This window comes from Neisseria zalophi (assembly GCF_008807015.1).
In the GTDB taxonomy this organism is placed as follows: Bacteria; Pseudomonadota; Gammaproteobacteria; order Burkholderiales; family Neisseriaceae; genus Neisseria; species Neisseria zalophi.
In genome coordinates this window covers 922258-937853 of the sequence record NZ_CP031700.1, presented here as the reverse complement: position 1 = coordinate 937853, position 15596 = coordinate 922258, and the positions used below count along the sequence as shown (strand labels likewise).

Here is a 15596-nt window from a genome sequence, read left to right as displayed (position 1 = left end):
ATTGATTATGCACAGCCAAGACCTCGAAGATTTAACCTTACTGTTGGTACGCGATGCCGACGAACCCAAAATGTGGATAGACCGTTGGGCCGTCAGCTATCCAACTACCCGGATGGCTGAAGTATCCCGCTATCAAAATATTCAAGAATGGCAAACTACTATTCAGGCAGTCTTTGCCACGATATACAGTAAAAATATCGCCGTGGTCGCACATGGTTCGGGCGTATCAGGCTGGCTGGCATGGCTCTATCTGGCCGGGGTTCATACACAAAAACGTATCTGCACCATGATGTTGGTATCACCCAATCCGGCTGTTTTTCCTGATGACGAGCAACATACGCTAATGAGGGTACGCTGCCACTGCCCGACCGCACTGGTTATCGGCAACCAAGATACTGTTTGCTCTGAAGAATGGGCACAGCAACATGCCGCATTATGGAGTGCACGGCTATTGATAGCTCCACAGGAAGGCCGTCTGAATCAAGGTTTAAATGGTTGGCAATGGGGGGCGAAACTGCTGCAGGAAATGTTGTTAGCCTAAATCTAACAGGGCTTTATTTATCGCAATCTTGATATCCAGAAATCAATAATCAAAAACAGCCGAATCAAACTTTAAAAATATGCCTATTCTATTTTCTTAAATATAAAAAACCGGATAGCCTGACTATCCGGTTTCTTTTTTTCAGACGGCTGCTTTAAATCCATTCAAAGGCCGTCTGAATTTCTGCCATTATACGTTTACTTTTTCGGCCACTTCGTTATAAGTGTCGATTTCATTAAAGTTCATATAACGGTAAATTTCATCACCTTGCTCGTTGATAATACCGATATTGGCTTGATATTCTTCAAGTGTTGGGATTTTACCCAATTTCGAACAAATCGCCGCCAGCTCGGCAGAACCCAAGAACACATTGGAGTTTTTACCCAAACGGTTCGGGAAGTTACGGGTTGAAGTGGACATTACAGTCGCACCTTCACGTACTTGTGCTTGGTTACCCATACACAGCGAACAACCCGGCATTTCCATACGTGCACCGGCACGGCCCAATACGCCATAATGACCCTCGTTGGTCAATTCTTGAGCATCCATCTTGGTCGGCGGAGCAACCCATAAACGTACCGGAATATCATTCTTACCTTCCAATAATTTGGAAGCAGCACGGAAGTGGCCGATATTGGTCATACAAGAACCGATAAATACTTCATCGATTTTCGTACCGGATACTTCAGACATGAATTTCACATCATCAGGGTCGTTCGGGCAAGCCACGATCGGCTCTTTGATGTCGTCCATATTGATTTCGATAACCGCAGCATATTCTGCATCTTTATCGGCTTCCAGCAACTGCGGATCAGCCAACCATGCTTCCATAGCTTTGATACGGCGCTCTAAAGTGCGCGGATCTTTATAGCCGTTGGCAATCATGTTTTTCATCAATACAACGTTAGATTTCATGTATTCGATGATTGGCTCTTTGTTCAGCTTCACGGTACAACCGGCAGCAGAGCGTTCGGCAGAAGCATCAGACAATTCAAATGCTTGTTCTACTTTCAAATCAGGCAAGCCTTCGATTTCCAAGATACGGCCGGAGAAGATATTTTTCTTACCGGCTTTAGCTACAGTCAGCAAGCCGTCTTTAATCGCATACAACGGAATGGCATTTACCAAGTCACGCAAGGTCACACCCGGTTGTAATTTGCCACTAAAACGTACCAATACAGACTCAGGCATATCCAACGGCATCACACCGGTTGCAGCAGCAAAAGCCACCAGACCTGAACCGGCCGGGAATGAAATGCCCAATGGGAAACGGGTATGCGAGTCACCGCCGGTACCTACGGTATCAGGTAGCAGCAAACGGTTTAACCATGAGTGAATCACACCGTCACCGGGGTTCAGAGATACACCACCGCGGGTAGAGATAAACTCAGGCAGCTCTTTATGGGTTTTCACGTCGATAGGTTTCGGATAGGCAGCGGTGTGACAGAAAGACTGCATCACCAAATCGGCGGAGAAGCCCAAACAAGCCAAATCTTTCAACTCGTCGCGGGTCATCGGGCCAGTAGTATCTTGTGAGCCGACAGTGGTCATACGCGGTTCGCAATAAGTACCCGGACGAACACCCTTACCTTCAGGCAGACCACAAGCACGGCCAACCATTTTTTGTGCCAAAGAGAAACCGGCATTACTTTCAGCAGGCGCTTGCGGCAGACGGAATTCGGTAGAAGCAGGCAAGCCTAAAGCTTCGCGGGCTTTGGCAGTCAAACCACGACCGATAATCAAATTAATACGACCGCCGGCTTGAACCTCGTCCAGCAATACTTCTGATTTCAATTCGAATTCGGCTACGGTTTCGCCGTCTTTTACGATTTTGCCTTCATAAGGCAGAATGTCGACAACATCACCCATTTTCAATGCTGATACGTCTACTTCAATCGGCAATGCACCTGAGTCTTCTTGAGTATTGAAGAAAATCGGTGCGATTTTACCGCCCAAGCAGATACCGCCATAGCGTTTGTTCGGCACATAAGGAATATCCAAGCCGGTATGCCAAATCACTGAGTTGGTAGCGGATTTACGTGAAGAACCGGTACCAACCACATCACCGACATAGGCAACCGGATGGCCTTTGGCTTTCAATTCTTCCAACAATTTAATAGGGCCGATTTCACCAGACTTATCGGGTGTAATACCGTCGCGCGGGTTTTTCAGCATAGCCAAAGCATGCAACGGAATATCGGGGCGTGACCATGCATCAGGTGCAGGAGACAGGTCATCAGTATTGGTTTCACCGTCAACTTTGAAAACGGTTACAGTAATTTTTTCAGGTACTTTTTCGCGTGCTGTGAACCATTCGGCATTGGCCCAAGATTCCATAACAGCTTTGGCATATTCATTGCCTTTTTCAGCTTTTTCCTGAACATCATGAAATGCATCAAACATTAATAATGTATGTTTCAGTGCTTCAGCAGCAATGGGGGCCAATTTTTCATTGTCAAGTAATTCGATCAGTGGGTGGATATTGTAACCGCCAAGCATCGTGCCTAATAATTCGGTTGCATATTCAGGTGTAATCAACGGAGTGCTGGCGCTACCTTCCGCAACGGCGGCAAGAAAAGACGCTTTCACTTTGGAAGCATCGTCCACACCGGGTGGTACGCGGTGGGCAATCAGTTCGACTAAAAACTCACCTTCGCCTTCCGGCGGATTTTTCAACAGTTCGACTAATTCAGCAGTCTGTTGCGCGGTGAGTGGGAGGGCGGGAATGCCCAGAGCTTCGCGCTCTGCGGCAGCTTTGCGATAAGCTTCTAACATCTCGTGGTTCCTTTTTAGTGATTTTTCTTCTCAGGGGTGGCATATAACACAAGTAATACGGCATTGATACAGACAGTCATTTCGATATATCCGCAACAATGGCATAATATGTTGTATACCGTAGTCTATAGATAATAAACCAAAATTGTATAAATAGGAACTTCTTTGAAACTTTTTATATAAAGAAGGCCGTCTGAAAAATATCTTTCAGACGGCCTGATGCTAAGTAATAAAAATCTTTATCAATCCCGTGACTTACCTGCTGTGAAAATCGACCATAGCAACAATATGTTCAATTGTCCTAACACAACAACAGCTGCTGCTTTGGACAATTCTTCCAATGTCCAATCACCAACAACAGGGTTATACAATAATGTTTGGTGTTCACGGATAATCAGATATGCCGTCAACAGCCACAAAGACCATGTAATAATAAAAATCAACATGCTTTGGGTACTAATAACCCGATTCGGATTGCGCGCTTTGTGGATCACCATTAATTCGCGTAGATCTTGCATCCGTTCCGTCATAAGATTCTCCTTTCTTATTATTTCAATTAGCAACAACTTTTATTGCACACCCCTATCAGGGCTCACCCAGGTAGCTTTACGATGCTTATCACGTAATAGAGCTTTCGGGAAACCGTGAATCAATGTAATGCTGTTCATCAACCAAAATGCGTATGGATACCAAATACAACTGATGAAATAGCGGAACAAATCCCGTTCATAGCGGCTATCGATAAATATGCTTACTGAAAACTGCAAAATAAACATCATGAATGTAATCAAGCTGGCTACTTTAAACGGGGTAAAGTCGTGCTGATAACCGAATATCCACCCGCAAATACCAAACAAAGTAATAATAAATAAGGTATAAGCCCAAAATAGCGTTAAAAAATATTCAATATAAAGCGGCCACAGTCGGATATTTTGTAACCTCCATATCTGTTTCAAATATTTCATAATGACTTCTGCCCCACCCTGCGCCCAACGGAGCCGCTGGCGGTATAAGCCGCGGATGGTTTCCGGCATCAGCACCCAACACAAGGCGCGTGGTTCGTAAGCAATGTTGTAGCCCGCTATCTGGGTTTTCCAACTAACATCAATATCATCAGTAATCATGTTGTCGCTCCAACCGCCAATTTCATTAAGCACATCTTTGCGGATACACATAATTACGCCGGATACGGTAAACAAGGTACCGACCACACTTTGCGAACGTTTAATCAACCCGATAATAGAGCTAAATTCCGCTACTTGAAGTTTGCCCAAAACCGTACTGCGGTTGCGGACACGCGGATTACCCGTTACCGCACCCAAACCGGGGTTATTCTCCAGATTCTGAATCATATATTCGATGGCGCTATAATCTAAAATGGCATCACCGTCGATACCGACGATATATTCACCTTGCGCATGGCGCGCACCCGTATTCATAGCAACAGCCTTACCATTGTTCGGCTGGTCGATTACAACGATTTTTTCAGCTTCCAATGCCCAACGACGAATAATTTCTAAAGTATCGTCGGTACTTCCGTCGTTAATAAAAATCAACTCATAGTTTGGATAAGTCAAATTCAGCAAATGTGGAATAGAAACATCAAGGTTATCTGCTTCGTTGTAACAAGGAATCAGTACACTGACCATCGGGGCAGCTTCTTGAAATACATATTCCGGTTCTTCCGTACGATTTTCCCAAAAGAGAAAATAAAATAGGCCGGACAACGTCCAATACACGGCCATAATGCCCGGGTATAACATTACGAAAACAGCTAAATATTCATACCAGTCCATTTAGTAAGGCCTTTATTGGTGTTGTTTGTATCGGGAGTATTCGGAATTATCATTTTCTTTAATCTTCCGTTTTATAAAGTCAGATACTATTATTTCAGCCATAAGCTTCCGATTGCGCCCAACCCTACAATGGGCTTAATCGGAACTCAGGCAATATACTCTTTCAGACAGCCTTTATTGCCAAAAACAAATGATATGAAAGTCTATCTGAAACGCTACAAATTATTGCTTCACTGAAATAACTGGTCTGATATTTTCCATCAAGGGCTTATCATTAAGATAGTCATCCGGATAATAGGCCAGATTTCTTACCCCTTCTTTTTTCAACAATTCAACCCAAGTAACCATTTCTTTAGTATCAATTGGTCGCTTGGTATGCCAATCTATAGATTGAAGTTCAAACACGGTTTTATCCAACGGCACACCACTGTTTTTAACATCTGTAACCAGTCCTTTCAGCCAATCGGCAGCAGCCTGACGGCTGAGGGTAGGCCCATTGGCCGTATAAGGCATGGCCATAATGGCGGTATAGTTATAATTTTTAGTAAACAATGGCAGGTATTTGGCAAATCTTTGTTTCAAGAATGTATTTGTTTCACCTGCATATAGATTTCGGACAGTCTTCAATTCCTCGACACCGTTATAACTGTATTTCAGTGCTGCATCTTTCAGTAGATTTGAATAACCGATTAAGTTATTGTCTGGTTGTGCTTCAGAAGCGCTATCAGGCATAGAGCTTATGGCCGCAATATTTCTTTCATCAGCAGCCATCAGGCCATCTTCATTGAAAACCAACCCGTTAAACCGGCTGGAGAATGCCAAATCTTCATAAATATCAATAACAGCCTGACGATTTTTGGTACCGAAAGGTGATAGGTATAATTTTTTCTGGGCAGTTGTTTGGCCGTTATTAGTTACGTATTCATAACCATCACCCAAATCAAATGCAGCCATTGGCATCTGTGCATATACTTTCACATTGGAGCGCGTCATCATCTGCCATGCAACACGGCTGAATAAATCAGCCTTCATTTTTAAGTGCCGATTGGGGAAATAAGCAGAATCAACCAGTCCGTCACCATTTTCATCGGAGAAGGCTTGCAAATAAACAGTGGTCACACCCATTTTGTAGACATGCTCGATCAACTTATCAAACTTACTTTCAAGCTTTTTCGGATCAGTGTCATAAAGTGAGTCCAAATCGATAGAGATAGCCCGCTGGTGTGGTGGCATATATATGGCTTGATCCAAATAATCTCTCATTAAGGCATAGCCGGTTTCATTATCAATCAAAGCCCTGCCGATACTTTGCTGCTCAACCGTATTCAGCTTGTTATCAAACAAAGTAAAGTCATTCGTCAGCCCCACACTACGGGCAATAGCTTGAGCTTCTTGGCTAAACTGTCCATAAGGCCACACCAATACATTCGGACGCACACCGGTACGCTTGGCAATGATATCTACTGACTTTTGTAAATCATCACGGATGCGTTTTTCATATTCGGCTTTTGTTTCATAGCGGCCGTTTTCATAAGCGGGGAACATAGCGGCAAACTGCGAACCATAAGGGTTGCCGATAACACTGTGATGCAAATCGTGTGTATGCGAAGCTACTTCAATCAAGCCGCTTTGCATCATTTCGCGCATTTGTGCCCAAGTAATAAAAGCCGAGCGCGGTAACTTTTTCTTACCATAAACGATCATGCTGCCTTCCGGCTGTTCCAACCAAGAAGTTACTAAAGCAAAAACGGCAGGATAGTTATAAGCTTTCAATAGGGGATAAATTTTGGTATAAAAACTGATATATCCGTCATCGAAAGTCAGCAACACAGGCTTTGGCGGCAACTCAGCTTTACCTGCACGCGCATCTTCAATTTGCTTGAAACTCACTGGTGTGTAGCCGTTGTCGCGCAGCCAGTTAAAATGTGCTACCAGCCGTTCAACAGTAATCGTTTGCGGGAAATATTGGCGTTTCAGTTCGCCCCGCATATCTGCCACATTACTTGATAAATTCACATCTTTAGCAGCTGACTCGCCATCAATCACATCGTGATAACACATCACACCATAGCGTACATCGGCAGCATAAACAGTTTGCAGACCACAAGCGAAGAGTATGCCGACAAGCAGATTGGTATATTTCATTTTGTTTGCTTTTCTATATTTAATCAGTTGACATTATGGATTGGTTTTCAGACGGCCTGACAACCATATAGGCCGTCTGAAAACTTTTGATTATCCGGTTATCAATATAATTTCAGCTTAAGGTTTAAACTGCCAAAGTTTTGATATTCGGGCGCACCATCGTATACAGCCTGACGACGGCCGAACTCATAACCTAATGTTGCACGGCGGCCGAAACTCCAGCCGTGTCCGTATTTAAGCTGCCAAGTGTTTTCGGTTTTCCGTCCCGTTTGACTGTAACGCCCTGCACCGCCACTCAAGGTTTGCCGGAAGATAATTTGGTTATCCATAGGAATCGTATAAGTCAACGCCAAAACACCATCAACACTCTTATTTTTTTCAGGGTTGTAATAAAATGCTTGGGGAATATCTTTATTACTGCCATAGCCGGCAGACAAAGAACCATCAAGTTTCCAACGGTTATATTGGAAAATGTCATGATTCAGCCAAACGCCGGCACTCTTACGGGTATTGCCATCATCAAATTTCAATATGCCGACACTTGCACCCACTGTTGTTTTAGGTGAATGTTTATACCTTGCACCCAACGTATATTCATCTGCATGCACATCCTGTTTCAAGGCTTTTACCGGCGTATTTTCACTATTAACAGCTGCACGGGCATTCAGGCTCAAAGCATCATTCACACGATAGTCCACACCTAAAGAACCGTATCCCTTATCATTGAGCTGGGTTCCCCGACCTGCCTCTGCTTGAACCATAAACGGATATAGATTCACTTCTACACCGGCACCGACACGGCCGCTTTCCAATTGGTCGCCATGATTAGGTACATGGGTGCGCTGTTGAATCACATAAGCACGATGCCCTTCGCGGCTATACGGGCTGTGTAATTGCGTTGTCTCACTCCACTCCGTACCGTCTTCAGGGGAAGTCGCTTTCATTCCCGTGCCGGAAATACTGAGCTGAGCCGCACGTTCCGAATCATATAAACGCCAAAACTCATTGTGGCCGATTTCCTCACGCGATAAGCCCGAAGCCAAATCATTAACAGCAGACCAATTGCCTGCAGCCATATAAGCTCTAGCAGATTTGGCATCTATAAATTGTTGCTCACGTTCAGGCAAATAATCGCGTGCCCGATCAAAATAGGCCACAGCCTTTTCTTCTTGATGGCTCGCCTGCATCAATTCACCTTGCAATATCATGGCCCACGGATCGGCGGGATGTTCATCAAGCCAAGTGTCCATCAATGCTTGGGCACCTTTAACATCACCTTCCCACGCTTTCAGACGCGCCTTCCAAAAATACACGGTGTCATAATACGGGTTTTCAATTTGAACATTATGTGTAAAATCAGGAATATATTTATTTGCATTCCATAGATTGACATTTTTTCTTGCCTCATCGAAATACATTAAATCGGAATTCTTACGGACTAACAGCTCAATCAACTCCGGGTTAACTTTGCCGTTTTTCGTACCTTCCTGCCGTTTTCTTTCTGCTTCCAATACCCGCCCTGCTTTATTAGGGCTTCCTGACATCAATAAAGCGCGGGCATACTGTTCCTGAACATAAGGCGGTTGCGTTCCTTGTTTCTCTAAAACACGGTAATCGGCCAAAGCCTGTTTTACTTTGCCCATCACAATGGCTGCTGCCATACGGTCACGCAAAGCTTGGGTATGCAGCCCTGTGCCCTCCTTAGTTTTTTCGACAACAGCACTTAACCGTTGATAAGCTTCCCGTATTTGTCGGGAATTAGTAGTCTCACGGGATGTACGCAGTAAAACAGTGGCTTCTGTAGCCTCCAGCCATAATTTATCTTGGCCATTAAAATAATCCGGATAACGCTCCATCAGCCGCTTTTGGAGTGGGAAGAGTTGCAGCCGCGATGCTGTACGGTATAACGCCAACACGTTGTCACGGTTATCAGGCTCGGCTTCAACTTGTTTCTGCTGTTGTACCAACTGTGCCGAAAGCGGCAAAATAAATTGATTCAGATAACTTTCAACCTGCCGTATATCCGCATCCGTGCCGAAATGTTTTTTATAAACTTCAATTTGATTTTTAGCCGCTGCATACTCAGCTGCATCGGTTGCTGCCAATGCAGCACCCAAATAGCCAACCTTACCTTCAGGCATTTTTACTTGAAGCTCTCGGTATAAATCATAAGCAAAACGGGGTTGGCGGACATTTCGTGCAGCCTTACCAAGGTTTTCCAATTCGTCCGGCGTATAATCCGTTACGGTGCATGTCGGGCAAACTGCCAATGCTTCGGCCGATTTATTCTGGCGCAACAATAAAGCAATTAAATCAGCCCTAACTTTCGCATCACCGCTTTGTGCATACAGTTTTTCCATCTGCGCGGTGGCTTCAGCCAATTGAGGGGCTCCATTACGCGCATGTAAAGCCCAACGCTCACGTTCGGCTTGGATATCTTGTGAAACAGCATAAGGCACGGACGCTAAAACAGCGGCCACACAAAATGATATTGGATAAATTCGGCTCATAATATAAGGGGCTTCTAAAACGTTTATATTTTAATAATCTGCACGGAATATGCTTTTATCATACAGGCAGTTATATTAAAAAGATTAAAAATAGAATATTTCAATCACACGAAAATACCCAAAACAAATAAATTGACTGGGGATTAATTATTAGAAAGCTTATATCAATTTAAATAAAGATTGCTTGAGTAACACTCAAACGGTCGAATTACTGACTTGGCGGAATCATGACTAATTTTGGTATAATTGCACTAAAATAAATTACTCATATATATATTCATTTTTCACAATATAATTATAAAAAATAGTTTCAATCAAAATATTAACAATATCACTTGTCCACACTACTGCTTAAGCGGACAATAGCTATTCGCAGTTAATCAAGATTGGCAATACTCCATTTTAAGATATAAAAATAATATTTATGCCAATGAAATATTATTTTTATATCAGCATAATAATCATTTGTCATTAAAAATAATTCGGATAAGGTAATTAGCCATCTGAAAACAAATGACCGAAATACTCTAGCAATAAACAAGGAGAAAAAATGATGTCTCTTCATCAAGACAACACCGTCTGTATCGTGATCGATATCCAAGAACGCCTGAACCCCGTATTGGCCGATGCCGAAACTATGGTCGAACGCAGCAGGATATTGCTGCAAGGTTTACAGGCCATCGGTATCCCGCTGCTGGCTACGGAACAATATCCGAAAGGCTTGGGACATACCGTTCCCGCCATCCGCCTGCTGCTCGACGGTGTACCGATATTTGAAAAAACCCTGTTTTCCGCTTTCCTGCCCGAAATCAAAGAAGCATTGGAAAAACACCATGCCGAAAATGTGATTCTGATTGGTGCCGAAGCCCATGTTTGTATGCTGCAAACCGCATTGGATATGCGCTCTGCCGGCCTGAACGTTTATATACCGTTTGAATGCACCACATCACGCGCACCGGCCAACAAAGCCAATGCCTTAGAGCAAATGCAGGCCGCCGGTGTCGTGGTATCCAATGTTGAAAGCCTGCTGTTCCAGCTTCTGGGTAACGCTAAACATCCCGTATTCAAAACCGTATCCAAACTGATTCAATAAAACGGCAAATCACAGGCAGGCAGCCCGCGATAAATATGCCGTATCCACCCACTTTCATTTTCAGACGGCCGCAAACATTGTTATGATAGGCCGTCTGAATCTTTTCACGCCTATGCCTTATGAACCCGATTGAAAACGCCCGCCGCCATTCTCTTTTTCTCGCCCGCCACCTCGACAACGGCAATCTCAAGCCCGAAATACTGAACCCGATGCTCGAAAAAGCATTATCCGAAACGGATTTTGAAAACTTTGCCGACTGGGCCGCCATCCAAACCGATGAAAACGAAGAAGAACTCGCCCGCCAATTGCGCCTGCTGCGCCGCTATGTCGTTGCACAAATTATCGTACGCGACATCAACCGCATCAGTGACTTGGCCGAAGTGACCCGCACCATCACCCTATTGGCCGACTTTGCCATCAATACCGCCCTACGCTTCGCCCATGCCTATTATCAAGATATGTACGGCACCCCAATCGGCCGCAACAGCGGCGAGCCGCAATTTTTAAGCGTGGTTGCCATGGGCAAAGCCGGCGGCTACGAATTAAACGTATCTTCCGACATCGACCTGATTTTTATCTACCCAGAATCCGGCGACACCAACGGCAGGCGCGAACGCAGCAATCAGGAATTTTTCACCAAAGTCGGCCAAAAGCTGATTACCCTGCTCAACGACATCACCGCCGACGGCCAAGTCTTCCGCGTCGATATGCGCTTACGCCCCGACGGCGACAGCGGCGCACTGGCATTAAGCGAAACCGCGCTGGAACAATACCTCATCCAACAAGGACGGGAATGGGAACGCTACGCATGGTGCAAAGGCCGTGTCGTTACCCCCTACCCCAACAGCATTGCTGCATTAGTACGCCCTTTCGTGTTCAGAAAATACCTCGATTTCAACGCCTATGAAGGCATGCGCCGGCTACACCGCCAGATACGCAGCGAAGTCAACCGCAAAGGCATGGCCGACAATATCAAACTCGGTGCCGGCGGCATTCGTGAAGTCGAATTTATCGCCCAGATTTTCCAACTGATACGCGGCGGTCAAATCCATGCCCTACAACTCAAAGGCACACAAGAAACCCTGCGCGTTCTCGACACGCTCGAAATCCTCGACCACAACACCGTAGAAACCCTACTGACCGCCTACCGTTTCCTACGCGACGTCGAACACCGCCTGCAATACTGGGACGACCAACAAACCCAAACCCTGCCCGAACAGCCCGAACAACAACAATTACTGGCCGAAAGCATGGGCTTTGCCGACTACCAAGCCTTTTCAGACGGCCTCAACCGACACCGCAACCAAGTCAACGCCGTCTTTAACGAAATCCTATCCGAACCCGAAGAACAAAACACCTCACAAAGCAACGGCTGGCAATGTATTTGGCAGCAAAACACCGACGAAGAAGCCCGCTTCAACCGGCTGGCCGAACACGGTTTTAACGCTTCCCTGATTTCGCGCCAGCTCAACCAGCTTCAGCAAAGCAGCAAATACCGCCACCTTTCCGCACAGGCACAACTCTGCTTCGATGCCGTTATCCCCCTGCTCGCCCAAGCAGCGGCCACCCAGCCCAACCCGACCGTTACCCTGCAACGCCTACTCGGTTTCCTAGAAAGCATCAGCCGCCGTTCATCCTACCTCGCCTTCCTCTACGAGCATCCGCAGGCACTCGATATCTTTGCCGGCATTATGGGACAAAGCTCATGGATATCCGAATATCTGGTGCGCCACCCCGCCCTGCTCGACGAACTGCTCAGCGCACAACTCATGGAAACCGGCAACGACTGGCCGAAACTGGCCGCCGAGCTTTCAGACGGCCTCAAGCGCAATGCAGGCGACACCGAAGCACAAATGGACATTTTGCGCCATTTCCAACACGCTCAAATCTTCCGCCTTGCCGTACAAGACTTGGCCGGGCTTTGGACAGTCGAAGCCCTTTCCGACGAACTTTCCGCGCTGGCCGACACCATCCTCACCGCCGCCATACCTGCCGTATGGGCCGACACCCCAAAAACCCATACCGACATCCCCAATATCGGCATCATCGGCTATGGCAAACTCGGCGGCAAAGAACTGGGCTACACCTCCGACCTTGATTTAGTCTATATCTACGATGATCCCAACCCCGCCGCTCCCGAAATTTACGCCAGCTTCGCCCGCCGCCTTACCAATTGGCTTTCCGCCGCCACCAACGCCGGCCAGCTCTACGAAGTCGATCTACGTCTGCGTCCCAACGGCGACAGCGGCTTTCTCACCCACAGCTTTGCCGCCTTTGAAAAATACCAACGCGAAAACGCATGGACATGGGAACACCAATCCCTCACCCGCGCCCGTTTTATCTGCGGCAGCCCCGCAATCGGTGCCGCCTTCGACAAGCTACGCAGCGAAATTCTCACCCGCAACCGTAACCAAACCGCCCTCGCACACGAAATCACCGAGATGCGCGAAAAAATGTTTGCCACCCATCCGCCCGAAGACAGTGATGTCAAATACGCACGCGGCGGCGTGGTCGATGTCGAATTTATCGTTCAATACCTTATCCTCGCCCACGCCCACCAATACCCGCAACTGCTCGACAACTACGGCAATATCGCCCTACTCAGCATCGCCGCCGATGTCGGGCTGATCGACAAACAACTGGCCGAACAATCCCGCGCCGCCTACCGCTTCTACCGCCAACAACAGCACAACACCAAACTGCGCGACGCCGAGAAAGTCGAAGAAACCGAAGAAGTCCTCGCTTACTACGACAGCGTTAGAAAACTTTGGCATCAGGTATTCGGCGAAGAAGTCCGCTTCGAGGCCGTCTGAAAACTTTAATAAGGTTTTATTCCATTAAATAAAATGGCCGTCTGAACGCTTTCAGACGGCCTTAATCATAATAACAAGCAATATTAGGGAGTTTATTGCCCCTCTACATCAATACCTTTAGTTTGATTCCCCAGCAACAACGCCTGCCCGGCAAAGTCATCACCCGCAGCTTCCAAGGCAAAACGCTCACTATCCAAATGGCGGACACGGGCACTGATTTCTTCAACCTCGCTATCGTCTGCACCCAAAATTTTTACGGCAGCCTCGCCCATATTGATAGCAGCATCGAATGTTTCGCGGATAAAGTAATCAGCTTCCGCTTTCAACAATGCCAACGCATGTTCGCGGTCATAAGCGCGGACAATAGTCTTCACATTAGGGCATAGACGGCGTACGTTTTCAACAATCCGGGTTGTGGTTTCTATTTTATCAATACAAATCAAAATACAATCGGCATTTTGTGCGCCTGCGGCATGCAATACGTCTTCACGAGCACCGTCACCATAATAAACTTTAAAGCCGTATTGTTCAGAACGGCGTATTACATCAGGATCCATATCGATAATTGAAATTTCAGCACCGTAGGCAATCGGTGCCTGGCTGGCAATCTGCCCGACCCGACCGAAACCGATAATCAATACATTGCCGCGTAATTCTTCATCTTGCACCTCATCCACACCCTGCATATCCGTTGGGCTGCTGTTTTTAAGAAAACGCTGCCCCAAAATCAATACCAACGGCGTTAATGCCATAGACAATACAACAATAGCAGTCATATTCGCATGCGTTGCAGCACTCATCACACCTTGTGATGCGGCAGCAGAGTAAATCACAAAAGCAAACTCACCGCCCTGCGCCATCATCATGGCACGGTTTAAAGCATCACGGTGTTTGCTTTTGGTTAAACGCGCCACCAAATAAATCATAGAAGCATTACCCGCCATCAGCGCCAACACACTGGAAATAACCATTAGTGCATTGTGCCAAACCACTTCCAAGTTCAAGCTCATCCCCACACCGAGGAAAAACAACCCCAATAATAAGCCGCGAAACGGTTCGATATCGGCTTCAAGCTGATGGCGGAAACTGGATTCGGAAAGCAATACGCCGGCGATAAACGCCCCCATCGCCATGGATAAACCGCCAATTTCCATCAAAAAAGCCGCCCCCAGCACCACCAACAACGCCGCTGCCGTCATCACTTCACGCGCTTTGGATTTAGCCAATATCCGGAATAAGGGATTGAGCAACCACAATCCGGCCGCCACCAAAATACCCAAAGAAAGTGCCGATTTGCCAATCTTCATCCAAATAGGCGTTTGATCTGCCAGTTCGACGGCTTCCGTTGGCGCCAGAAAAGCGACAGCTGCCAGCAAAGGCACAATCAATAAATCTTGAAACAAAAGAATAGAAACAATGCGCTGCCCTTCCGGCGAGGCCGACTCGTGCCGCTCTGAAAGCAACTGCATCACCACGGCGGTAGAAGTCAACACAAAACCCGAAGCGCTCACAAATGCTACTTGCCAAGGCATACCCAATACGGTAATGCCCACAAACGTGAGCATAGAAGCCGCCAGCACCACCTGCATACTGCCCAATCCGAAAATCTGACGGCGCAGGTTCCACAGATGCGAGGGCTTCATTTCCAAACCGATAACAAACAAAAACATCACCACGCCCAATTCGGCAATGTGAATCACCGATTCGGGATCATTAAAAAATTTCAATCCAAACGGACCAATCACCAAACCGGCAGCCAAATAGCCCAGCACCGAACCCAGCCCCAAACGTTTGAACAGTGGCACAGCCACCACTGCCGCGCCAAGCAGGGTGACCACTTGCAACAACTGATCCGAACCTTCTGCCGCCATATCCGATACTCCTTTGAAATGTAAGACGTAACAATAAAAAATATCACAAAGA

Annotated in this window: 9 protein-coding genes; 3 read left to right on the top strand and 6 right to left on the bottom strand. The window is 46.4% G+C overall.

Translation table 11 applies throughout. The annotated features are described in order from the left end of the window. Positions 1–7 precede the first annotated feature (7 nt). Positions 8–541 carry an alpha/beta hydrolase gene (locus D0T92_RS04300; protein WP_151050551.1) on the top strand — a complete coding sequence of 178 codons (534 nt, stop codon included), beginning with the start codon at positions 8–10 and terminating at the stop codon, positions 539–541. 189 nt (positions 542–730) lie between these two features. Here the strand turns inward: D0T92_RS04300 and acnB are convergent, their stop codons facing one another. From acnB to pgaA, 5 genes are all read right to left on the bottom strand, one after another. Continuing rightward, entirely contained in the window at positions 731–3316 is a 2586-nt protein-coding gene (gene acnB / locus D0T92_RS04295; protein WP_151050549.1) for a bifunctional aconitate hydratase 2/2-methylisocitrate dehydratase, read from the bottom strand. Between the two features lie 242 nt (positions 3317–3558). After that, positions 3559–3846: a hypothetical protein gene (locus D0T92_RS04290; protein ID WP_151050547.1), complete on the bottom strand. Its 288-nt coding sequence runs from the start codon at positions 3844–3846 to the stop codon at positions 3559–3561. A 39-nt stretch (positions 3847–3885) separates the two neighbouring features. Next, positions 3886–5112: a poly-beta-1,6-N-acetyl-D-glucosamine synthase gene (gene pgaC, locus D0T92_RS04285; protein ID WP_151050545.1), complete on the bottom strand. Its 1227-nt coding sequence runs from the start codon at positions 5110–5112 to the stop codon at positions 3886–3888. 222 nt (positions 5113–5334) lie between these two features. Next, positions 5335–7257 carry a poly-beta-1,6-N-acetyl-D-glucosamine N-deacetylase PgaB gene (gene pgaB / locus D0T92_RS04280; protein WP_151050543.1) on the bottom strand — a complete coding sequence of 641 codons (1923 nt, stop codon included), beginning with the start codon at positions 7255–7257 and terminating at the stop codon, positions 5335–5337. A gap of 101 nt (positions 7258–7358) precedes the next feature. Beyond that, on the bottom strand, positions 7359–9767 hold the full coding sequence (gene pgaA, locus D0T92_RS04275) for a poly-beta-1,6 N-acetyl-D-glucosamine export porin PgaA (RefSeq protein ID WP_151050540.1): 2409 nt from the start codon (positions 9765–9767) through the stop codon (positions 7359–7361). Between the two features lie 550 nt (positions 9768–10317). On the opposite strand from pgaA, the gene D0T92_RS04270 reads away from it, so the two are divergent. Together D0T92_RS04270 and glnE are read left to right on the top strand one after the other, a co-directional pair. Continuing rightward, the gene (locus D0T92_RS04270; protein ID WP_404821668.1) at positions 10318–10860 is read left to right on the top strand and encodes an isochorismatase family protein; all 543 of its coding nucleotides are present in this window, start codon (positions 10318–10320) and stop codon (positions 10858–10860) included. A 119-nt stretch (positions 10861–10979) separates the two neighbouring features. Next, positions 10980–13673, top strand: a complete 2694-nt coding sequence (gene glnE, locus D0T92_RS04265) for a bifunctional [glutamate--ammonia ligase]-adenylyl-L-tyrosine phosphorylase/[glutamate--ammonia-ligase] adenylyltransferase (protein WP_151050538.1) — start codon at positions 10980–10982, stop codon at positions 13671–13673. Positions 13674–13765: 92 nt separating this feature from the next. Here the strand turns inward: glnE and D0T92_RS04260 are convergent, their stop codons facing one another. Beyond that, the gene (locus D0T92_RS04260; protein ID WP_151050536.1) at positions 13766–15544 is read right to left on the bottom strand and encodes a monovalent cation:proton antiporter-2 (CPA2) family protein; all 1779 of its coding nucleotides are present in this window, start codon (positions 15542–15544) and stop codon (positions 13766–13768) included. Positions 15545–15596 lie beyond the last annotated feature (52 nt).